The organism is Catenulispora pinisilvae (assembly GCF_015356865.1).
GTDB lineage: Bacteria > Actinomycetota > Actinomycetes > Streptomycetales > Catenulisporaceae > Catenulispora > Catenulispora pinisilvae.
Map to the genome: position 1 here is coordinate 20,151 of NZ_JAAFZA010000028.1, position 22,560 is coordinate 42,710.

Here is a 22,560-nt window from a genome sequence, read left to right on the forward strand (position 1 = left end):
GGGGGTGCGTTGTGGAGCGTGCATCGACGCCTGGCGAGAATTTGGCGGGCATGGCAGCACCCTTCTCTCGGGCCGAGCACCGTATGGGCTTTCCTGCGGTCCTCGATACGGTGACAACGTCGTCGCCCGTTGGCCTCGCCGGTCCTGAGGTCGTGGGAAAGGCCTTGAGCCTTGCGCGCGATGGTGGGACAACCCTGGCCCGGTTGAGCTGGTCTGTGGCTGGCGTGGGGAGTGGTCCGGCGATGCTGGCAGCTGGACAAGCGGCGCGGCACCGCACTCTGCCGCCGGTGAGGCTTCGTGTGTTTCTTGCCTGCCGGGGGTGGCGGCGATGAGCCTGCGAGAGGCGGGGCAACGCTCGTTCAAGCCGCTGGTGCATCCTGCCGGCTCGGACACTGCGCTGGCTGCCGTGCTCGGCGAGGTGGCTGCCGGGCGGTGGCGTGCGATGGCCGATCTGCTGAGTACCACTGATCCCGCCGATCATCAGCTGAGGTGCACTCGGACGCTTCTGCTGGCCCGGGTAGCGGCGCCGACTGATGCGGTGGCTTCCTGGCGTCGTGATTGCCCGCGGGACCACGACGCCTTGGCGATGAGCGTTCGGGTCGGTGCTGAGCGGGTGTGCGCGCTGACCGGCGCCGCCCTGGCGCGGGCGGCCCACCCGATGGGTGATGCGGTGCTGTCTTGCCGGGAGGTGCAAGAGCTATTCCCGCACGACCCGGTCGCGTACCTCTCGGAGTTCGCGCTTGCTTGCGTCCGCGGGACTGCCGAGCCTGGACCACCAGATTGTCCGGTTCGGGGACCGTGGCGTGCGTTCACGAGTTGCTGGCGGACGAGCCCGTGGAACCGTGAAACGGTCCACCGGATGCATGACGCGATCGTTTCCGCTTCGGGTGGTCGGCTGCGGCCGGGCGATGGCCAATTGTTCGCCCGTTCCCTGTCCTCGTCGCCTGGTACCCCGGCTGCCACGCCGCTGCGGGTGCTGCCACTGGTTTCCCTTGCCAGCATCTGGCACACACGGAAAGAAAGCCGGTGGGCGGTGCCTGCAGAGCAGGATGGGGAGGCCGTCGGAGACGTCGAGAGAGCCTGGATCTGGTTCTGCTCGGCCCGGCCAGAAACGCGGCTGGTCGCGGACCTGTCCTTTCTCGCCCACGCGTTGTGGGAAGCGCGCGACATGGAGCGTGCAGCGATGGTGTTCGAAGCCCTCGGCCCATACGGCGCGCCCCGGCCCTGGGAGCAGGTTGCCGGGGTCGGCAGGGGAACGGAGCTGCTGGTGCAGGCCCGTGCCGAGGCGCTCGCCGCCGTTTCGTCCCGCACAAGCTCACGTCCAGCTCGTCCGCGTCCCCACCCAAAATCAGCACATTGATGTATCGGCCTATGGTGGCCGCCTCCTTCCCGTCCGCGCTACCAAGTATCGAAGGGTTCACCATGTCCATGCCGTCTTCCGCGAGCGCATCCCCACCGCGCCGTTCTGCTGCACAGCACGATGAGGACCTGCTGCGCCGGATCGGCGTTCAGCCGGTGCTGGCACGTCGGATGACCGGGTTCGGGAACTTCGCGATCTCGTTCTCCATCATCTCGATCCTGTCCGGCTGCATGACGCTGTTCGGCTATGGCATGGGCACCGGCGGCCCGGCCGTGATGATCTGGGGCTGGATCGGCGTTGGAGCCCTGGTGCTGCTGGTCGGGCTGGGCCTGGCGGAGGTCACCAGCGCCTACCCGACGGCCGGCGCGCTGTTCTTCATGGCTGAGAAACTCGGCGGGACCAGGGGCCGGGCCTGGAGCTGGGTGACCGGCTGGCTGAACCTGCTGGGCCTGCTGGGCGCGATCGCCGGGATAGACTACGGCGCCGCGCAGTTCACCGGCGCCCTGATCGCGCTGCGCAGCACCTTCACCCCGACCAAGTACTCCACCCTCGGCATCTACGCCGTGATCCTGCTGCTGCATGCACTACTGAACCTATTCGGGGTGCGGGTTCTGGACTTGTTCAACCGGGTCTCGGTGATCTGGCACCTGGCCGGCGTCACGCTGATCGCGGCTGTTCTGGTCCTGGTGCCGAAGCAGCACCAGAGCGTGTCATTCGTGTTCACCCACTACGTGAACACGACCGGGTTCCACAGCTCGCTGTATGTCTCGGCGATCGGGCTGCTGCTGGCCGGCTACACCTTTTGCGGCTACGACGCCTCCGCGCATCTGTCGGAGGAGACCGAACACGCCGCGGTCGCCGCGCCCAGGGGCATCATCCGCGCGATCTGGATGTCCTGGATCGCCGGAGCGGTGTTGATCGCCGGGATGCTGTACGCGGTCCGGTACTACGCCGATGAGGCCGGCGCGCCCGTGCCACCAGCGGCGATCTTCAACGATGCTCTCGGGTCGAGCTGGGCGCAGGCTCTGCTCGCTGTGGTGATCATCGCGCAGCTGTGCTGCGGTCTGGCCGCGACCGGCTCAGCCTCCCGGATGGTGTTCGCCTTCTCCCGTAACGGCTCGATGCCCGGCTCGGGCCTGTGGCGCCGCACCAACCGGCACAAGGTACCGGTGAACGCGGTCTGGCTGGCGATCATCGCCGCGTTCGTGCTGGCACTGCCGTCGCTATGGAACCCCACCGCCTACAACGCGGTGGTGGCGATCAACATCATCGGGATCACCCCCGCCTACGCCATCCCGATCTGGCTGCGAGTCCGCGCCGGGAGTTCCTTCACCCCTGGGGAGTGGAGCCTGGGGCGCTTCGGGCGGCCGATCGGCATCGCCGCGGTCAGCTGGGTCGCGATCGAGACGGTCCTGTTCTGTCTGCCGCAGTCCCAGCCGATGTGGTCCTGGACCCACTTCAACTACGCTCCCGTCGCGCTGATCGCCGTGCTGCTGCTGGCCGCGGCACTGTGGCCGCGCTGGGGACGAGGAGCTGGGGATGCGACCACCGCAGCGCTGGAAGCCGACAAATTCTCCGACATCCCGGTGATCTGACATGACGGCCGACATGACCACCGCACCGACCATTGGGCACCGGTGGAACGCCGACAAGCTGCGTGCCGCCATCGCTGACGGCACGATTCACACCGTCACTTTGGCCTTGGTCGACTCGCACGGCCGGCTGGCCGGCAAGCACCACGCCGCTGGCCACTTCGCCACCAGGATCATGGAGCACGGCGAGCACGCGTGCTCCTACCTGCTCGCTTCCGACATCGACCTGACTCCCGGAGACGGGTCGGGACTGTCGGGCTGGGAGTCCGGCTACGCCGACATGCTCCTGCTGCCAGACCTGGAAGCGATCTACCAGCTGCCAACCCAACCTGGCGAGGCGCTGGTGTTCGCCAACGCCGTCGACGATGCCGCGCCGCTGGCGGTCTCACCCCGACGGATACTCGCCGAGCAGGTCGAGCGGCTGGCCGGCCGCGGCTACAACGCGATGATCGGCGTCGAGGCCGAATACACCCTCATCCACGCCCCAGACGCCGAACCCGGCCCTGCACAGCCTTGGCCGAGTCTGGCGCCGGTGGGACGCATGAACGCCGATTATGCCACCCGCCATCCCCGACCGGTTGCCGAGCACCTACGCGCCGTGCTCAGCGCAGCGCAGCAGGCCTGCCTGCCGCTGGAGGCGATGAAGACCGAGTCAGGGCCCGGGCAGATCGAAGCCACTTTCGCCCCCACCGGGCCGGTGCGTGCCGCCGATGACTACACCGTCTTCAAAGCACTGTCACGGGCCGTGGCTGGCGAGCAGGGCCTTGACGCGCTGTTCATGGCCGCCCCCGACATCGACTCCGGCAATGGCTTGCACTTGCATGTTTCGCTGCACTGCGACGGTGCCTCAGTGATGAGCACGCAGGCCGGCGACCTGAGCCAGACCGCGAAGCAGGCGACCGCAGGAATGCTGGGCGGGCTGCCTCATCTGCTGCCGTTGCTGGCGCCGACCGTGAACGCATACCGCCGCTTCCGCCCCTACAGTTTCGCGCCCACCACCTGGTGTTGGGGCTATGACAACCGGACCTGCGCGGTGCGGGTGACCGGCGGTGAGCACAACGTGCACGTGGAGATCCGCGTGGCCGGCGCCGACGCCAACATCTATCTGGCCCTGGCCGCGATTCTCGGCACGATCGTCGAAGGCATCGACACCGACGCTTCACCAGGCAAGGAGACGATCGGCAACGCCTATGCCGCCCACGACGCTGTGCCGATCGCTACCAGTCTGACCGAGGCGCTGGCCGACTTTCGCCGCTCGGACTTGGCTGCGCGGATCTTCGGGTCCGTGGTCGCCGACCACCTGGCGCGTACAGCAGACCAGGAAGCGGCTGCCTTCCGCGAGCAGGTCACCGCCAGCGAAATCCACCGCGCAATGCGCGCCTGAACACGGGAAGGAACAGACATGAGCGCGCTCCAGATCCCGGTTGCCCGGCCGCCCGAGACCACCACCGCTGGGATTCACGCGGTGCGTGGCAGCGCCGCCGACACCGCGATGATCGAGGGCTGGGCTGGAGGAACAGGCCGGAGTCTCGGGCGCGGCGACATGGCCCTGCTTATCCGACACCACCCCGGCGCACTGCTGATCGGCATCCTCGATGGCCGACCTGTCTCGGCCACCGCAACCGCCGGCTACGACGGGTTCTGCTTCACCGGTGCGCCGATCGTCGACCCGGCGTTCCGCGGCCGAGGTATCGAGGAACCGACAGTCGAGCTGGTCCTGAGCAACATCCCAGACTGCCCGGTCGCCCTGGAGGCCCCACCGGGCATGCGAGACTTCTTCGCAGCCCGCGGCTTCTACACCCGATGGAGAACCATCTCCTTCGCCGGGCCTGTCCCCGCACCTCGGGCTACCGATGCGCGCGTGGCGCCGCTACACGCCAAGCTTTACGGCCAGGCCGCAGTCTTGGACGCCCGCTGCTTCCCGGCCGATCGAACCGCGCTGGCCGTCGACTGGTCCCAGGGGCCCGGCCGGTACGCGCTGGGCTTTGTGGAGGGCAACCGGCTACGGGGCTATGGCGTCATCCGCCCAGGCATCGGGGCTGCGCGCATCGGTCCGATATGCGCAGCCGACCCGCGCGTAGCCGCCGCGCTATTCGACGCGCTGGCTGAGCACGCCGGGCAGCACGGCGCCCGCGCGATCGCCATCGACGTCCCCGAGCCGAACCGGGCGGCCATGGCACTGTGCGAGACCCGCGGACTGTCCTACGACAGCGAGACCCTGCGCATGGTCCGGTCCTGCCCCGGCAACGCAGAACGAGCCGTGGACCTGACGATGCTATACGGGCTCACCAGCCGGGAACTGGGATGAGCGCTATCGAAGCTGTGGCGCTTTCCCGGGGCTGTGTTTCGGCGTCCAAATTCGGGATGTGCCCGTTGTGTGCCCATAGGTGGCGTGCGAGACCTCAGCTCAACTGCGTTAGGACGGAGGACGGCTGCCCGACCGAAGGAAACGGAGGGGGACCCGCTGGCGGACCCTGGTGGCCACTTCCGCAGATCCGCACGGAGCCGCAGCCCACAACACTCCTGGACACGGGACCCCGGAGCCTGCGGCGACTCACGAATTGCAGCAAAAGCGGAGTTCGTAGGCGTCAGCGTCGCAGCTCAACGAGCCGCACTCCATCCTGCTCAAGCCGACTGACCGACACGACTGTTTGCCGTGGCCAGCGCCGAACTGGGCTCACCCACCATCCACGGAGCCACCCATGACCCACTCCGAAGCCAGCGCCGACGCTAGAAGGGATCTGCAGCATGTGGACACCACTGCCGCGCCCGCCGCGCTGCAAGCGAGGATCCCGCTCGGTATGTACTTGGTCCGCGCCACCTCCGCGCATGCTGCACAGATCGACTCCTGGGCAGCCGCCGAAGGGTGGAACCTCGGCCAAAGCGACGCAGCATTGTTCCGAAGTATCGATCCGACGGGGCATTTCGCCGGATTTCTCGGCCAGCGCCACGTGTCATCAGTAAGCGTCGTCAACTACGCCGATGACTTCGCCTTCTGCGGAATGCTGCTGGTCGACCCCGAGATGCGACGCAGAGGAATCGGCGCGGTCACCTGGGCGGCGGCAATCGGGCACGCCGGCGAGCGCACCATCGCCGCCGACGTGCCGCCACACCTGACCGAGCACGCCACACGGCTCGGTTTCACCGACGGGTTCCGCATTATCCGATTCGCCGGACAGCTTCCAGCAGCCCGCCCGGTGGATCCACACGTGGGTGTGTTCAAAGCCAAGGAACACGCCAGGCAGATCACCGCAATCGACGCCGCCTGCTTTCCGGCCCGCCGCCCGCAGTTCGCCGCCGCCTTCGCCACGGCAGCGGGCCACCACTCGCTGGTCTACGCCGATGCGAACGGCAACGTGCGCGGCTACGGCGTGCTGCGAATGGCGCGGTCGATCGCCGGTATCGGGCCCTTGTACGCCGAGCGCTCGTACCAGGCAGCGACGATCTTCGACTCCCTGTGTGCGCTGGCCGGGCGTGACGGAGCCGCCGCTGTAAGCATCGACGTGCCCGCCCACAGCAAGGCCGGGGTAGCGGTCGCCGAGAGCCGCGGCCTGTCTCCAGTCGGCGACGCGTACCGGATGTATCGGCTCGGAACCGCCGCGGTGCGAGCGATCGCTTTCGACCAGCTGCATGCCCTGACCTGTCTGGGGCTTGCATGACAGTGCCCGATCGCGGAGCACCAGGATGAAGGAGACGGCCGCCATCATCGCAGCTATCGCGCTGCTGGTGCTGTTGTTTCTGGCCCAACCGCACAGCGGTGGCCAGCCGCCGACCCAGCAGGTGCCGACGGCTGGCTCATCCTGACCATCGTCAGCACAGGGCACGTATCAATGTCCATGTAAACGCGCGTCACTGCCAAGGAGACGGATGAACATCATCACTGAGGGCAGCCAGCCCATCGACGCCCACCCCGCCTTGCGACGCCTCACGGTCGGCGACGTCAGGCTGCGGGATCCAGACGGCTAGCTCAAGCACCGCTCGACGAGCACCGAACTGAGCGCGCTGACTGTGCTCTGCGTGCCATTGACCTCGCCCCTTGAGCGCTAACCCCCAGTGCGCTCGGGGCGGGAACGGCCCGGACCGTACCGGCATATCCCCGTGTGCCGCCGGGCCGTGCGGCCGGCCTGGCGACTGCCCAGCCCCGGGCCGGCCGCAAATCCGCCGTCGAATCCGAATAGACAACCGTCCTTCAGGAGAGCTTTGCCATGACATCCCGCTTCACGCCCGAGCAGGCTGAGGCCGCTGCCGAGGTTTTGGAGTACCTGCGTTCCACGGACAGTGGATCGCGAACGGGCGTCATGACCGGACCAGCCCGGCAGGTATTGGAGGCTCTGGTCGGCAGGTATGCCAGCACCGTCCGTGCCGTACGCCGTGTCTCGCCGATTCTGCTACCGGTGCTCCCCGGCGATGACGAGCTCGGCGACGCGCCAGTGTTCGCCAACTTCGCCGACGCAGAGGGGTGGTACTCGGCCAACGCGGACGGCATCCTGGACGCGTTGGTCCTGGCCAGCCAGCACAAGGCCGACGAACAGAGCAGCCGGGTGGTGCGCGGCCTGGAATGCGTGCTGACCTCCCTGCACGATACAGACCGGCGGCGGATACTATCCGATCTCGCACTAGCCTCAGCGCGCCGGCACGGCGACAAGCCCGCCGAGGCACATGCGCTGCTGAACCGCGGTGGAGGCTACAAGATGGCCAACAAGCCGACGCTAGCGATCGAGGACTTTAAGCAGGCGGCGCGGCTGTTCGCCGACCTCAACGACACGGCCGGGACGGTGGCCGCCCTTAGCCGGCTTGGTGTGGCTCACGCAGCCGCCCGGCATCTGGAAGACGCCGATGCTGCTCTCGTCCAGCTGCTTGGCATGGCCGAATGCGACGACGTTCACCGCGCGATGGCGCGTGTCAATCGGGCCTGGGTGGCCACCAACCGCGGCGAGGTGTCGGCTGCGATTGAGCACGGACTCGCAGGCTTGGAGCTACTTCGAGCCTGCGACGCGGACATGCTTTGGCTCATTGAGGCCCATCTGGAGCTCACCGCGGCTTACACCCGCAACGGTGACATCGAGGAGGCCGGGCGTCATCTGGATGAGGTGTACGGGCTCTTCGCCAGCGGATTCGAGACGTTCCCGGTGCGCATCAGCGCCGCGCTCGCGAGCGGCGAGCTGCTGATAGCTCGGGGACGCCACCTCGAAGCCATGGCGGCGTTTCAGGGTGTCTTGCTGTTGCAAGCTGCCGGCCCCGCCCCCTTCCGAATGGCCGACACCCTAGATGGCACGGGCAGGGTCCTGTTCGAGATCGGCGAGTACGGACCGGCCGCTGACGAGCACAACGCCGCACTTGTCGAGCGCAACCAGGTCGGGGAACAGTTCGCTACTGCCCGCACCGGTTTTTACCTGGCTAGGGCGAACTTCGCATCCGGACGTGTGGACGAGGCCGCTCTTCTGCGCGACCAGGCTCTGTCGGAGCTGGCCGGGATCGTCGACCCTGCAGCCGACGCCCTGCGCGCAGAGTTGAGCCTGTTGTCAGGCTGATGTCTTTCAGGGGCGCTGAGCAATTCGAGCACGGATGAAGGCCGCAGCCTGCCGATCGAACCGGAGGTGCACGGCACTGTGACATCCCGAGCACGGCTCGTGCCGACGGTCATATACCTAAGCGTTACACCGTAAGGAGAATGATGATCAGCAGCTTTGCTGAGGACCGCTGGGCCCGCCGAGGTTTACCTCGAACTGCGACGCCTCGCAGTTGGCGACGTCGCGCTGCGTTCCCCAGACGGGTAGTGCTGCCGCTCGCAGCACTGAACTGAGCCCGCGAACCGCGCGCTGTGCGCGCTACTGACCTCGCCCCTTGAGCGCTTGCCCCCCAGTGCGCTCGGGGCGGGAACGGCTCGTTGCGGCATATCCCCGTGTGCCGCCGGGCCGTGCGGCCGGCCTGGCCACACTGCCCAAACCCAGGCCGGCCGCTTATCCGCCGTCGAATCCGATTAGGCAACCCGTCGTTCAGGAGAGCTTTGCCATGACATTCCGCTTCACCGCCGAGCAGTCCGATGCCGCCGCGCGCGTGCGCTCGGCGTTGGTTCCCGGGGCCGTTGCGGTGCCGTCCGATGACCGCCTATTCCTGCGGTTCGCCGCCGCTGTGGTGAACCAGCTGCTGGTCTTCGCCGATGCTGCCTGGCGCTGCTGCGGGGAGATGCTGGGCCCGACGCTGCCGCCACCGATGCTCGCAGGCGTGGCCTGGCCAGGCGATGAGATGGATGCGCAGGCAGCCGTCGCATTCGCCTCTCAGTGGATCGGCAGTTCTGGCGATGGCACTACCGGCCCGGACCGCGGTGAGGCTGCGCTGTGGTTCCGCACCCGGCTCCGGGTGATCCCCACAGTGATGGCGTTGGCTGACCAGGCCGGATGGGATCAGCAGTGCTGGCAGCTGGCCGCACGCTGCCACGAGGCACTGGTCGCCGAGGGAGCACTGGCCGAGGCCAGCGAGACCGGAGCTGTCGGCCTGGCCGCCGCCGAGCGCAGCGGCGATGTGCAAGGCGTCGCGATCATGCACCTGGCCTGCGGTGCCGCGGCGAAGATGAGCGGCCGGTTGCAGGAGGCGATGGTCCACTACGACCAGGCCATGCCGATCCTGGAGCAGGCCGGCGACATAGCCGGGCAGGCCAAGGTCATGCTGTGCCGGGGCGCGGTGCACATGGTGCGCCGGGAGCTGCCTGCGGCCCGGGACTGCCAGCTTGCTGTGTTGCAGATTACCGACGCCCCGCGGCTGACCGCGCTGGCCACCGGCAACCTGGGCCGGATCGCCCTGGACAGCGGCGAGATCAGTCAGGCGATCCACTGCGGAACCGCAGCGCTGCGAATCATCGACGGCGCGGGGCTTCCCGCGATCCGGCAGGTGATGGAAGTCCACCACGACCTGGCCGAGGCGCACCTGATGCTGGGCGAGCTGCCAGCGGCCCGTGAACACCTGGCCGCGGCTCGACGCGCCGCCGAGGCTACCGCGCAGGATTTGACCTTCGCCTCGGTGCACGTGGCGGTGTATCTGACCGCCGGGCAGCTCGCACTGGCTGAGGAAGATCCCCAGACCGCTTTGCGTGAGTTCACCCGGGCGTTGGCGGTGCGCTCGGGCTCTACGTTCCACCTGGCCGACCTGCTGGAGGGTATCGGGCGGGCGATTTTGGCCTGCGGCGACCGGATCGGCGCCCTGGCTGTGCTGACCGCCGCGCTGGTGCAGCGCAGGGCCGACCGCCTCGACTTGAATACCGCCGGCACGCTGGCTCACCTGGCTGCCGCGTGCCAGGACTCCGATTCGGAGCAGGCCGCAACGCTGCGCGCTGAAGCCTTGGCACAACTGAAACCGTTCAGCGACCGCCCGGCGGTGAGACTTCGCGAGATGTTAACAGCATGCTGATAACCGTCACGCGCCAGAACGTCCAGTGCGGTGCTGCGGCCGACGGGCGTCTTCAGGGGGCCTATACGACGTCGTACGCGACATCCAGCCGGACCTACAGCTAAGTCAGCCCAGAAGGAAAGGACAGCGGCGAGATGAACGAAACAACCGCAACGAACGGCAGGCGCGAGCAGGCCACATTCACCGCATGGCGTGACCTGCAAGTCGACGGTCGCTTGCAGCCCGACCAGCACGCCCGCATAATCCGCAGCGAGCGCGCCGCCAGGCTGCGGATCATGAGCACGACCTGCGTACCGGGTCTGGTCCAGGCCCGCGGCTGGGCCATGGCGATGGCCGGCGCGCTGCCGGCGCTGGGCGAGTATCAGCCCAGGGACGGTGAGGCCGCTGCACAGGCCCGGCTAGCTCGGCAGCGCATCCTGACCGAACCGGGCCGCGACATCCACATCCTGATGCACCTCGCGGCGCTGCGGACGCGCAGGCCCCAGCCGGTGTTCGACGAGCAGATCGACCACCTGATGCGCGCCACCAACGCCGAGCATTTCCGCTTCGGGGTGATTCCGGACTTCGTGGACACCGGAATCGACTTGGCGAGCGACTTCTTCCTGTACGACGAGGCCGTGGTCGAGATCGGCACCGTGGCCGGGGAGGTGCGCTCGACGGCTCGGGAGGACGTCGAGCTGTGCGAGCGGGTTTTCGACGCGTTCGCGGCGACCGCCTGCTACGGGCCGACCGCGCGGGAGCTGCTGGCGGCATTCGCAGCCGAGGCCACCGCAGCCAGGCGGATGCCAGCTGCTTCGCCCACGACCGGAAGTGAGCGTTGACATGCCATACCGTCTGGACCTGGCCGACACCACCCCCGCCGGCGGCGTCGCCTACTACCGCCACACCGACCTGCTGGCCGACGGGCTGCGCGCCAGGCAGCAGAGCGCCGGCGAGGCGGTGGACACCGCCGCATGCATCCGGCAGTTCGAGCCGCTGTTCGTGCCCGGATATGTGCAGAGCCCGGCCTGGATCCGGGCGATCTTCAGCTTCAACCGCGACAACGCCACCGGTCAGCCGCCTGCCGACATCGAGCAGGCCGTCACCACCCGGCTCCAGCGACAGCAGACGCTGCTGAACCAGGGCACCACCCGGCTGCACGTCGTGATGGCCGAGACGGCACTGCGGGTCTGGGGACTCCCCGGCGACGTCCTGACCGAGCAGATCGACCTCCTGCGCCAAGCGGTACACGATCAGCGCCTCCAACTGGGGATCCTGCAGCAGCGCGCCGCGCTGCCGGCGCCGCCGAGCAACCAGATCACCCTGTACGACGACGAGCAGCTCCGGATCGAGCTGGAAGCGGGGCTGCTGGTGATGGACGACCCCGACGTTATCGCCGCCTACCGCCGCAGCTTCGACGACATCGCCGCCGCCGCACTGTACGGCGCCGCAGCCGCCGAACACCTGGCCAGGCTACGCACGGAACTCCTCGACTCCGCCGAACAAGGGCCCTGATGTCGATCGCCTGTCCGCAGCGCCAAGGCCGGTCTGCACCGGCGCCACAGCCCGACCCTGGCCTGGAGAGCAACATCCCCAGGCAACAGGCCCAACACCCCGGGTCGCCCCGGACTGTACTGACCGCATCGGCGCTCGAAGCCCGCCCTGAACTCCCATCACCGATGCCGTTGCCAATCGCGCACGGCGCGCCCGAGAAAGGGATCACGCAATGACCGTCACCACACCCGCGACCAGCGGGGTGACCTATCAGCCGTTCCACCGGCACCTGGCCGACGGCCTGGCGCCGCAGCAGCGCATGTACGCCCAACTGTCCGAGGACGCCGCGCTCGTGCAGAGCCTGTCGCCATGGGAGATCCCGGGCCAGTTGCAGACCGAGCCATGGGCCCGGGAGGTGTTCTCTTACAACCCCGGCTTCGCCGACGACGAGCAGCGCACCGACATCGAGGAGGCGGTCGCGGCCCGAACCGCTCGCGCCGCCCAGCTGACCGCCGGAACCTCACAGTTTCACCTGCTGACCACGTCCTTTCCACTGCGGTTCCGTCGCAAATGGCCGCAGCTGCCGGCCCAGATCGACCGGCTGATCAAGGCCGCGCTGGAGGACCGGTACCGGTTCGGCCTGATCCCGGAGGGCATCGCGGCCCGCCAGCCCCCGTACACCTCGGTATGCATCTACGACCGGAACCTGGCCGAGGTGGAGACCTACTCCGGGATGCTGTTTCTCGCCGACGCCCCGGACGTGGCGGCGAACCTGCGGGCGTTCGAGGAGTTCGCCCGGCTGGCGCTGTACGGCGAGGCCGCGGTCGCCGAGCTGCGGCGGCTGCGCGCCGAACTGGTCGGCGACTGACAACGCGTCCACCACCAGCGGGTGCGGCGCGGGCCGCACCTGCTGCGCGGTCAGCACTTTGATCATTGAGTCCGTGGTCGGCAACCGGATGAGGGCGTGGTCGTGGGTGTGGGCGTGGCATCAGGTGCGGGCGGCGGGGCCCAAAGTCGCAGGCAGAACCACCGGCAACGCCGACGTCGCCGCTGCGCCGCCGGTTACCAGCAGCTTCGCGGAGATGCTGGCCGGCCTCCCCAGCTCGGACCTGCCGACCAGGATCTTCAGTTCTGCAGTGGCCGAAGCAACTTCGAATCCGGAAGGCAGTGATGGCGATGAACGAGTACCCCGAGATGGGCCCCAGCCTGACCTATCAGCGGTCCCGCGAGTGCCTGGCCGACGGGCTAGCCGGGCAGCACCGCAAGTACGCACAGCTGTCGGCGAGCGCCGCAATGGTCCAGGCGCTGTCGCCGATGCAGGTCTGCGGGCCGTTGCAGACCGAGCAGTGGGCGCGCCGGGTGATGTCCTACGCGCCGGCCTTCGGCGACGACGAGCAACGCGTCGACGTCGAGGCCGCGGTGGCCGAGCGGATGGCGCGAGGCGAACAGCTGACCGCCGGGGCCACGGACTTTCACCTCATCAGCACGTCCTTCCCGCTGCGGTTCCGTGCCAGGCACTGGCCATGGGAGGTGGTCGCTGACCAGTTTGAGCGTCTTATCCACGCGGCCTTGGACACCCGGTTCCGGTTCGGGCTGCTGCCCGATGCCGCACCGGCCAGAATGATGCCTTCCCCGCCCGTGTGGATCTACGACGGGCGGCTGGTCGAGTACGAGACCTACAGCGGCGTCCTGTATCTATCCGGCGCCGAGGAGGCGGCGTGCGCGCTGCGCGCTTTCCGGGAGCTCGCCGACCTGGCGCTGTACGGACAGGACGCCGCCGCCGAGCTGCGGCGGATGCGCGTGGAACTGCTCGGTCGCTGATCCGCCAGTTAGCGGTTGCCCAGTTCAGTCATGTCTTGCCTTGCTCCCCACCTGATCTTTGAAAGGGAAACGGTCCATGATCGACGCGATTCTTACTCCGGCGTGTCCGCACCGGGACCCGGGCCGGCGCCACCATCTGACCGGCCACCTGACCGCGCTGCGCGCGCCGATGGTGTGGCTGGCCCCTTCGGAGGGGGACGTGTGCTGTGGTGCCGATGGGCTGTATTGCGCAGACCGGCGGCTGCTGTCGCAGTGGCGGGTAAGCCTGGATGACAGAACCCTGTTGCCGCTCGAAGCTCAGTCGTTCAGCTCGGACGGGATGCGGGTCGTCTCCTACACCCCGCTGCCGGATGGCCGCTCTCGCGATCCGCAGTTGACGATCACACGCATCCGCGCGGTCCGCAGCACACGGGCGATCGAACAGATCAAGATCGAGAACGCCGGAGACACCGCATTCAGCTGCGTCCTGCGCCTGTCGGCATCCAGCGACCTGGCAACCCCCGGCGACGTGCGCGCGGGCGAACCTGGGAATTCCTTGCCGTGGGGCATCGAGGCGGGATGGGCGACTGCACGGGCCGACGACGGTGCCGGCGTCACCGTACAGGTGCCACCTGGTGCTGCTGTCGCCAGGCCTAACGACGACTGCGTGCTACAGCTGTGCTGGGAACTGACCATCGGGCCCGGCGCAGAGTGGCACACCGAGATCACGATCAGAACGATCCCAGCACCCCGATACACGGACCGGCCGGACTTTCCGCCGACCCCAGCCCCGCTTGGCGCGGCGTGGCCGGCGCGGCCGAGTGTACGGGCCGCGGATCAGCGGGTGCCGCTGCTGTTGACGCAGTCCCTCGGAGACCTTGCGGCGCTGCGGATGGCCGATCCGGACGGCCCCGGCGGCGACATCTTTGCCGCGGCCGGTGTTCCTTGGTACCTCAGCTTGTTCGGTCGCGATTCGCTGTGGACCGCTCGGCTCACGCTGGCCCTCGGCACGGAGTTGGCCGGTGGGACTCTGCGCACGCTGGCCCGCCGTCAGGGCACCCGGTTTGATGCCGAGACCGGTGAGGGGCCCGGTCGCATCCTGCACGAGGCCCGGCCGGCACGGGTGGCAGCGCACTGGCCGCCCATCTATTACGGCTCCATCGACGCCACCCCGCTGTGGGTGTGCACTCTGGTGGATGCCTGGCGGTGGGGCCTACCGACTGAGCAGGTGGAGAACCTCCTCGATCCGCTTGAACGCGCACTCGCGTGGATCATCGAGTACGGGGACCCGGGGAAGGGGTTCCAGGCCTACGTCGGTGATCCCGGAACGCTCGTAAACCAGGGGTGGAAGGACAGCGCTGGGGCTGTCCGTCACGCTGATGGCCGTTGCCCGGTCGGTCCGATCGCCCTGTGCGAAGTTCAGGGCTACGCCTACGAGGCCGCTGTCGGCGCAGCGCAGGTCCTGAAGGCGCTCGGCCGTGATGGCACCGAGTATCAGGCCTGGGCTGATGCTTTGTCGCAGCGGTTTCGAGATCGGTTTTGGATCGCGGACGATGTCGGCCGGTTCCCGGCGATCGCGCTCGACGGCGACGGCGCCCCTGTGACCGGTGCCGCCTCCAATGTCGCTCACCTGATCGGCACCGGGATCCTCACCGAGGCCGAGGAAGACCTCGTCGTCGCCCGGCTGAGCGCACCGGACCTGTCCGACGGTAACGGGCTGCGGGCGGTCTCATCGACGGTAACCGGGTACAACCCCCTGAGCTACCACGGCGGCAGTATCTGGACACACGACACCGCTATTGCTATCCGTGCGCTGACCCGGGCCCGCCGCACGACGCACGATGCGCTGGCCGCGCAGCTGGCGGCGGGGCTACTCGCCGCCGGCGGCGCCTTCCGGTACAGGATGCCGGAGCTGTTCGGCGGGCACCGCGCGGTGCCGGGGCGTCCGGTGGTGCCTTACCCGGCGGCCTGCCCAGTCCAAGCCTGGGCCGCCGCGTTCGGACCTCTGCTCGTCACGGCGGCCCTGGGCCTGCGGGTCGACGTGCCTGCCGGGGTGGTCCAAGCGGAGCCGCCGACAGCACCGCTCCTCGGTGGGTTCACCATCGACGGTCTGTGTGTCGCGGGCCAGAGGGTGTCCGGCGAGATCGGCGCCGACGGGGGCCTAATCCGATTCGATGTTCGTTGACGTTGCGGGGCCGGGGGATCGCAATATCAGAGCACGTAGCCAGGTTGGCGGGAAGGCCGGTAGTCTGCGTCTATGGGGATCACGAAGCGCCGCGCAGTACTGATTGCGGGCCGCGCACTCCATCTTGGAGGAGTTCTGGGAATCCTCTGCGCGATGTATTTCGGCGGCGTGTGGCCGACCCTTTCCGTCGTTGTCCCCGTGTACGTGGCAACCACTCTAACCGCCTGGGTGCTGCGCGATGACGCCCCTGAGTGGTTCGACCTAGTTATGGAAAAGCGGTACGCGAGACGTGTATGGGTGGCCTCGATATTCGTCTTGGGGTTCCTCCAGACAGGCTATACGGTCGTCAAAGGCGACGGAATTCCGGCGACGGTCGTTATTGCGGCGCTTTCGCTCGCCGGTATGGCAGTGACCTGCTGGGACATGCGCGGCAGGAAGAACCCCCAGGAGTCAGCCGCATGACGGCTCCATTGGAGGCCGCGCCGTCGCTAGTCACAACGGCCGAGAACGGCTCAATCCGCGTGGTCGGTGCGCCATGGCGTGCCGCTACCGATGACCATTACGGCCATACTGTGCTGATTCACCGGCCGCACGTCCCGAAAGGCACATTCGCCAACGATCAGCAATTCCGCGACGGACTCACCGACGAGCAGGTGTACGAGCTGGCCGCTGTGCATGAGGCAGGGCATGCGGTGCTGTATGCTCTCGCCGGCGTCCCGATTGACGAAGTGTGCGTGTACCAAGACAATCCGCAGAGACACCGTGATGATGGTCGCCCGTCATCGGGTCACACGCTTTTGGCCGATCCGCTGCCGACTCTGACTGTCGCCGAGTATGCAATACCCGTATTGGCGGGCCAGGTGGCGGTCGAACTGTGGCTGGAACGCTGCAATCTCGAAACGCCTTGGCGTCGGCTCATGGCCCAGGTGCGCGCTTCCGGCGATCACGAATTGCTCCTTTTCATGACCACCGCCAGGTGTGTGGCTTGGTTGTATGGGGATGCTGAGCCGCCCGAAGGTTGGTCAGGCACAATTGGACGAGTTGACCTGCTTATCGATGAGACTCGGAGCCGTCTGGAGGCGTCCTGGGACTCAGTCGATGCGCTTGCGAAACATCTGGTCATGCACGCCAGGGCGGACGCGAACACCGTTAAATCCCTGATGTAGCAGAACGCTGACATACCCTGTGCGTGTGCCGACGCGACAAGCAGGCCGGGGCGGCGGCATGTGGCCCGCGGCTGGTAGCCGTAGCCGCGGGTCTGCGAAGTCGTCATTTCGTCCCGGGCATTGACTGCGGAGCCGCCGACGACATCGCTATGGCTGAGATCGCCGCTGATGGCAGACTCGTACAATTCGACGTCGGGTGCTGACACGAAATGCGTGCAGCAGGCTGTCAGACCGAAGGAGAACCCGGTGGATGCGCCGCTGAGGCAGAGGCGCATCTATTCACCACGAGTGTTGGGGGTGCGTTGTGAGCGATGGGCCGAAAGCTGTCTCCGAAGGGGCCGAAGACAGCGGCGAGGTAGAACAGGAAGCGCTGTGGATCAACGCTCACATCGCCCGGCTGGGGCAGGGACCAGCGCGGCGGGCATTCGCGATCGCCACGGTGCTGCTGGCCGACGGGCACGCGCGCTGGGACCACGAACTGTCGCTGCTGGGTTGGCTGGCTGAGAGCGACATAGGCTGCCTGCACCAGGTCGCCAACGCCCTGTATATGACGGCCTGGCGTCAGCGGGCCGTCGTCGACGACGTGGTGTTCTGCGACGTCGTGGCCGGCGCGGACAAGGACCTGCACCCGTTCATCCGGCGCAGCTTCGCCTGTGTGCATCCGGCCGACCCGCGCGACGGTACGTCGGATGAGCAGCATCGCTGCCAGGACGGCGCTGGGACGAGCGTTGCCCGGCGGTACGAGGCGATCCTCGGCGCCCCGCCGCCGACGTCGGCCAATTTGGTCCTGCTACCCCCGGCCGAGCTGCTGGACCTCGGCGACGATGGCGTGGCTGAAGTCTGGTGCCCTGGCTGCGGAAATCGCTCGTTCGTCAAAGCCTTCGCCGAACACGCCGACCCGTTGGCCGGTACCTGGCGGCTGTGCCCGTGCGGCGACGTGCGCAAGACCGGCTGGGTCGCCCGCGACGCCTTGTCGATGCGCGGGGCGATGAGCGTCGCCCCTGACCAGATCGTCGAAGCCCTCGGTACGATCGGGATCGGCCCGCTGTTTCTGCCGCGCTCCCGCCGACCGGACGGCCCTGTCCGGCGCCTGATCGGTATCGCCACGCTGGCTCTTCCGGACGCGATGTGGGGTGGCGACCGCGACTGGCGGTCGATGATCCGGCTGGCAGCGATCGACATGGACGCCACGCCACGTACCGCCGGGGCCGACCCGGAGGCATTCATTGCGGCCTGGTCGTTGGCCGGGCTGCTCAAAGGCGCACTGGCTGGTCTGCACAACCGGCCCGTGATGCGTCAGGACATGGCCGAGGCCCTGACCGCCGGGCCGCATGCGGTTCACGACCTGCTCGCCGGTGACCTGCCGACCGGGTCCAGGCTTGAGGAATACTTCACCGACCAGCGCTGGGAGCTTCGACTGCGCGGGTGGCCCTACCCGGCCGAAAAACGCGGGGTAGATGCTCAGGATGCCGTAGTCGACCCGAGGATCCTGGCCTGGGCCTATGTCACTGGTCTTCGACCCGGTCGTCCCGGCGACGGCGAGCGTGGCTGGCGATCGGAGCCGTTCAACGCCGGGTTCAACCTGTTGCAAAGTACCGTCTACGCCACCTGAATACGCCGGTGGCGTCCCTCGAGAGCGGCTTCATCCGAGCCCAGAGGCACGTCCAGCAAAGCCTGACACCGGACCGCAGCAGGCGGCTCTGGCCGCATCAAATGGGCTTCGCTCAGGCTGTCTCCACGGACCTGCCCGACGCTGCCCTGATCAGGTTTCGCCACGCGCGTACTCGTATGCAGTTCACCGACAGCTCGTGCGATGCAACGCTCGTCCTGTCTTTCGCAGAGCCCGTGGCGCATACCCCCACGTCGGCGTGGTCATGGAACCCATGTCTCCCTCGATCGAGGGCACAACCTCCGAGCAGGCCGCCGAGTTGGACCGGCAGATCAAGACCCGGCTGACCGCGGCCCTGAGCACCACCGAACAGCGGCGACCGCGCCCGGAACCCTCCGGCGACCTGCACGTCCCGGGGCAGCGGGCACAGCCCAAACGTAAGAAGCCCAAGGGCCGACGCTAGAAGCGCACAGGCGGGGTGACCGGCCCGGGGCGGTGCTACCCGTGCTCGGCCTCGAAAGCGGCGATCGACTGCCCCATCGCCAGCCCGACCGACACCGCCAACTGCCAGGCCAGCAACGGCTCCTCATCGGCAGTCAGACGGCCCATCCTGGCCCAGACCGACCGGCGCGCCTTCGCCTCGCCGTCCAGCGCGGCAGCGACCAGGTCCCGGGCCAGCGCGGCGGTACGCAGCAGCGGATCGGCTGAGTGCCGGGCATCGGCAGCCCGGTGCGCCTGTGAGGGGATGCCGTCGCTGTCGAACACCATGAGCATGTCCGAGACACGGCCCTGAACCCCGTCGGACCGGCTGAGCGCGCCCATCGCCGAGACCATCATCGGGATGATGCCATCGGACAGGATTCGCGCCGCGCTGTCCGGCCCGGAGGCCTGGACCAGGTCGGCCATCAGATCCCGGGCCTGGTCGCCGTGGCCGACTGAGACCGCCGCGACGATGAGCGAGGCCTGCGGCAAGACCGCCACCGAGGCCGCGCGACCCTGGCATGCCGGGTGCAGGAACTCGGTGGCCGCCACGAGCCGGTCGCGCCCGCCGGCCATTTCCTCGACCTCGGCGACGATCGTCGCCAGAACGTAGACGAGCTGATACAGGCCCTCATCGTCGACCTCGGCATAGATCGCGTCGACCGCGACCTCGGCGGCTGCGACGTCCATGCCGCCCCCCGCATCCACGAGGTCGACCATGTACCCCATCCACGGCCAGTCCTCACCCAGCACGGCGGCGAACCGCGGCCGGAGCCTGGCCCCCGACAGCGCCCTCCTGATCGGGGTGAACGACCAGAGCAGCAGGACCCGGCGCAGCACTCCTTGCAGCGGGGTGATGCGGGAGTACACGACGTTGAACTCCTCGACGTCCCCCACGATGTCCACCAGCCGGTTCGCATGCGGAGCGATCCGCTCGACCATGGACTGCAGGCTCTGAGACGGCTGATGGGGTTCTGACACGCCGGAAGTCTGCCAGCAGCGCCGACACCGACGCAACGATGATCCCTCAAGCATCGGGGCCGATGCCCATCGCCAGCAGACCCAGATCGATGGGCTTGGAGAACGGCAGCCGGTAGCAGACCTCACCGAAGATCTGCGGTCGTCCATCGACACGGCCTCCGCACCGGTGCCGGTCGAGACCCGCGGGGTGGCGGTCATATACAGCCGGCGTGCGGCCGGGATCGCCGCGTCGTGATGCACCGCCCTTCCACGGCCCGTCGGCTTTCCCGGTCGTGTGATGGGCCTCATCGACGACCACCAAGTCCCAGCCGGCGGCCACGTGCGCGCCGGCGCCGCGGCCACGACCGGCAGCGAGGCATACGTCGACAGCACGATGACCCGGGCGCGACCGCCACCGCGCCGGCCAGCACCTCGGCGGTCGTGATGACCACCGTGTCGGGCTGTCCGACCAACAATTCCAGGTCCGCGATCGTCGGATCGCTGCACACCGCGACCGCGCCGGCGGTCAGACCACCGCGCACCGCCCGGTACGCCTCCAGGGTCTGCACCAGTAGCTCGATCGTCGGCACCACCACCAGGACGCGCCCCGGCCCAGCCGGGCAGCCACCGCCCCGCCTACGCGGGTCTTGCCGGCCCCACAAGCCGCAATCAGCGTGGTCCGGCGACCGCGCCCGATCACGCCAGCGTCGCCTCGACTCCCTCGCTCTGGTGCGACCACAGCTGCTCTTCCGCCACGCAATCCTCGACGCCAAGTCAACGTATACCGCCGGCACAGCTCCCCAAGCGCGGCAGCCACTGCCGGGGGCCGAGGCATCCGTTGGCACCTGGCGCTCGCGAGGACGGGCACAACGAGGCCGCAGACACAGCCGAGCCGGAACGCGAACAGCGACCCAAGCCACCGCCGTAACCTGGTCGAAGAGGTCTGGTTCAACTGTGACACCGTGCTCCATCTGGTGATGGCACGCCGCGCTCCCTACAGTGGATCGGGTGCCCCACCTCCCACCACCTCCCGCGCCGCCGGAGGTTGCGCCACTGGACCTGATGGACGCCGTTTCCCGCCTGTCAGCGGCACTGTGGAACGGCGTATGGCCACCGCAGCCGCACGACCCAGGCTATGCCAGGGAACTGCTGCGCGCCTCGGGCTGGCGGCATCGGAATCGGCAGGCGGTGAACCGGGCAAACGGCGTGCTCGTCCCGACCGCGGACAGCGACGAGCCACGTCTGCTGCAGCAGGCGTTGGACGTCGAGGCTGCTGGCACTGGACTACGCCGGGAGATCAGCCGCTACCACCAGGCCGTCAACAACGTTGGCATTCGGCAGGACAATCAGGCGCTGCCCTCGAGGCTGGACGGCGGGCCACTGGCGTTCCTGATGGACGCCATCCTGGCAATCGGCGCCGTCGCCGGGCCGCTCGAGCCGCACCGCGCCTGGCGGGCGTATGGCGGCCCCACACCGAGCCGACGCCAGGCCGACGTCTTCGAGCACGACCACCTGCATCCGCACCGGGACAGCATCACCACAGCGGCCACATATCTGACCGGCATCCAGACGCTTCTGGACCAGGTCACGAAAGCGCCGCCAGGCCCCTGGCTGGACATGGCCGAACGCGAGCGGCTCCTTGCCAGGCTCGGTCTGCCGCACCGCGGCTGGAGACAAGATCAGCGCGAGGTATGGGCCGAAGGATTCGTCATACCCGGCGCGCCGCCGCCTCGACGGCGGCACTATGACCACCTGACCGCGCATGGCGCTGATTTGCAAGACGGCGGACCAGGAGCCAGCCTCGATGTCGACGGCGAGCAGATCGCGACGCGGCTCACAGCCGACCTCGTGGCCGGCGCCTGGGTGCCCACCCCGTGGGAGCAGGACCGGGCGAGCCAGCTCAGGACGCTCATCGAGGAAAGCCAGAACACGCCGACCCCCGCCATAAGACTGATGAGCGATCGGACGCCGGACGAGGACGACTGGCTGATGCGGGCCGCAGCACTGTGGTGCGTGTCCCAGGAGTGCGAGAATCTCACGAGCTGGTGGACTGACAGCCAGCAGCAGGCCCTACCGCTGCTTGAAGCCGTCTATGCCATTCGCGCGGCGATTCCGCGCCGCGTCAACCTCGCGGTCGTCGAAGCCCAGCTGGGCCAAAAAACGGGCCTGTGGAAGTCGAACGTCGACAAGGACTTCCCGCCCGCGCTACGAACGACGATGGAATCGGCGGAGCGGACACTCGCGGCCATGAGCGCGATGCTGGCCCGCGTCGGCACCCAGGGGCCACAGGACCGCCCAAACTGAACAACAGGGTGCCAATCAGCAACATCGATCTTTGCTGGACGTGTGCCCTGACCTGCTCGACACGATCCGCGGCTGCCGACCAGCGCCTACCTGTTCGACACCCCCCGACCGGACGCCGACCGCACTTCCTGAAGGACCGCACCGGAGCGAACGCCTGGCAGTACCAGCGGGCACTCGAAACCCTGGCTGAATGGCTCGACGCATAGCCGACTTCCCCAAACCCGGTG

At 68.1% G+C, this 22,560-nt stretch carries 19 protein-coding genes; 17 read left to right on the forward strand and 2 right to left on the reverse strand.

Annotated features, from left to right (window positions below; all coding sequences use genetic code 11):
• Positions 1-328 precede the first annotated feature (328 nt).
• The 16 genes from IZR01_RS10515 (at position 329) to IZR01_RS10590 (ending at position 19,052) form a co-directional block, all read left to right on the forward strand.
• Positions 329-1,360 (forward strand): hypothetical protein, encoded by a 1,032-nt coding sequence (locus tag IZR01_RS10515; RefSeq protein WP_194892069.1) that lies wholly within the window; start codon positions 329-331, stop codon positions 1,358-1,360.
• 62 nt (positions 1,361-1,422) lie between these two features.
• A complete protein-coding gene (locus IZR01_RS10520; RefSeq protein ID WP_194892070.1) occupies positions 1,423-2,955 on the forward strand; it encodes an amino acid permease in 1,533 nt (510 codons plus the stop codon).
• 172 nt (positions 2,956-3,127) lie between these two features.
• A complete protein-coding gene (locus IZR01_RS10525) occupies positions 3,128-4,336 on the forward strand; it encodes a type I glutamate--ammonia ligase (RefSeq protein ID WP_194923717.1) in 1,209 nt (402 codons plus the stop codon).
• 18 nt (positions 4,337-4,354) lie between these two features.
• Positions 4,355-5,260: a GNAT family N-acetyltransferase gene (locus IZR01_RS10530; RefSeq protein WP_228553950.1), complete on the forward strand. Its 906-nt coding sequence runs from the start codon at positions 4,355-4,357 to the stop codon at positions 5,258-5,260.
• A 394-nt stretch (positions 5,261-5,654) separates the two neighbouring features.
• A complete protein-coding gene (locus IZR01_RS10535; protein WP_194892072.1) occupies positions 5,655-6,611 on the forward strand; it encodes a GNAT family N-acetyltransferase in 957 nt (318 codons plus the stop codon).
• Positions 6,612-7,157: 546 nt separating this feature from the next.
• On the forward strand, positions 7,158-8,483 hold the full coding sequence (locus IZR01_RS10540) for a tetratricopeptide repeat protein (RefSeq protein ID WP_194892073.1): 1,326 nt from the start codon (positions 7,158-7,160) through the stop codon (positions 8,481-8,483).
• 481 nt (positions 8,484-8,964) lie between these two features.
• Entirely contained in the window at positions 8,965-10,356 is a 1,392-nt protein-coding gene (locus IZR01_RS10545; protein WP_194892074.1) for a tetratricopeptide repeat protein, read from the forward strand.
• Between the two features lie 134 nt (positions 10,357-10,490).
• Positions 10,491-11,177 (forward strand): Scr1 family TA system antitoxin-like transcriptional regulator, encoded by a 687-nt coding sequence (locus IZR01_RS10550; protein WP_194892075.1) that lies wholly within the window; start codon positions 10,491-10,493, stop codon positions 11,175-11,177.
• A 1-nt stretch (position 11,178) separates the two neighbouring features.
• Positions 11,179-11,850 (forward strand): Scr1 family TA system antitoxin-like transcriptional regulator, encoded by a 672-nt coding sequence (locus IZR01_RS10555; protein ID WP_194892076.1) that lies wholly within the window; start codon positions 11,179-11,181, stop codon positions 11,848-11,850.
• 211 nt (positions 11,851-12,061) lie between these two features.
• Positions 12,062-12,697 (forward strand): Scr1 family TA system antitoxin-like transcriptional regulator, encoded by a 636-nt coding sequence (locus tag IZR01_RS10560; RefSeq protein WP_194892077.1) that lies wholly within the window; start codon positions 12,062-12,064, stop codon positions 12,695-12,697.
• Between the two features lie 308 nt (positions 12,698-13,005).
• On the forward strand, positions 13,006-13,650 hold the full coding sequence (locus IZR01_RS10565) for a Scr1 family TA system antitoxin-like transcriptional regulator (RefSeq protein WP_194892078.1): 645 nt from the start codon (positions 13,006-13,008) through the stop codon (positions 13,648-13,650).
• A gap of 76 nt (positions 13,651-13,726) precedes the next feature.
• A complete protein-coding gene (locus IZR01_RS10570; protein ID WP_194892079.1) occupies positions 13,727-15,814 on the forward strand; it encodes a glycogen debranching N-terminal domain-containing protein in 2,088 nt (695 codons plus the stop codon).
• A 72-nt stretch (positions 15,815-15,886) separates the two neighbouring features.
• The gene (locus IZR01_RS10575; RefSeq protein WP_194892080.1) at positions 15,887-16,276 is read left to right on the forward strand and encodes a hypothetical protein; all 390 of its coding nucleotides are present in this window, start codon (positions 15,887-15,889) and stop codon (positions 16,274-16,276) included.
• Positions 16,273-16,980 (forward strand): hypothetical protein, encoded by a 708-nt coding sequence (locus IZR01_RS10580; RefSeq protein ID WP_194892081.1) that lies wholly within the window; start codon positions 16,273-16,275, stop codon positions 16,978-16,980. Before IZR01_RS10575 ends, IZR01_RS10580 begins: the two co-directional genes overlap by 4 nt.
• A 439-nt stretch (positions 16,981-17,419) precedes the next feature.
• A complete protein-coding gene (locus IZR01_RS10585; protein ID WP_194892082.1) occupies positions 17,420-18,592 on the forward strand; it encodes a hypothetical protein in 1,173 nt (390 codons plus the stop codon).
• A gap of 262 nt (positions 18,593-18,854) precedes the next feature.
• Positions 18,855-19,052 (forward strand): hypothetical protein, encoded by a 198-nt coding sequence (locus IZR01_RS10590; protein ID WP_194892083.1) that lies wholly within the window; start codon positions 18,855-18,857, stop codon positions 19,050-19,052.
• 35 nt (positions 19,053-19,087) lie between these two features.
• On the opposite strand, the gene IZR01_RS10595 is transcribed toward IZR01_RS10590, so the two are convergent.
• On the reverse strand, positions 19,088-20,050 hold the full coding sequence (locus IZR01_RS10595; protein ID WP_194923718.1) for a hypothetical protein: 963 nt from the start codon (positions 20,048-20,050) through the stop codon (positions 19,088-19,090).
• Between the two features lie 46 nt (positions 20,051-20,096).
• Positions 20,097-20,369 (reverse strand): hypothetical protein, encoded by a 273-nt coding sequence (locus IZR01_RS10600; RefSeq protein ID WP_194923719.1) that lies wholly within the window; start codon positions 20,367-20,369, stop codon positions 20,097-20,099.
• Between the two features lie 722 nt (positions 20,370-21,091).
• Here IZR01_RS10600 and IZR01_RS10605 point away from each other — a divergent pair.
• Entirely contained in the window at positions 21,092-22,333 is a 1,242-nt protein-coding gene (locus IZR01_RS10605; protein ID WP_194923720.1) for a hypothetical protein, read from the forward strand.
• Positions 22,334-22,560 lie beyond the last annotated feature (227 nt).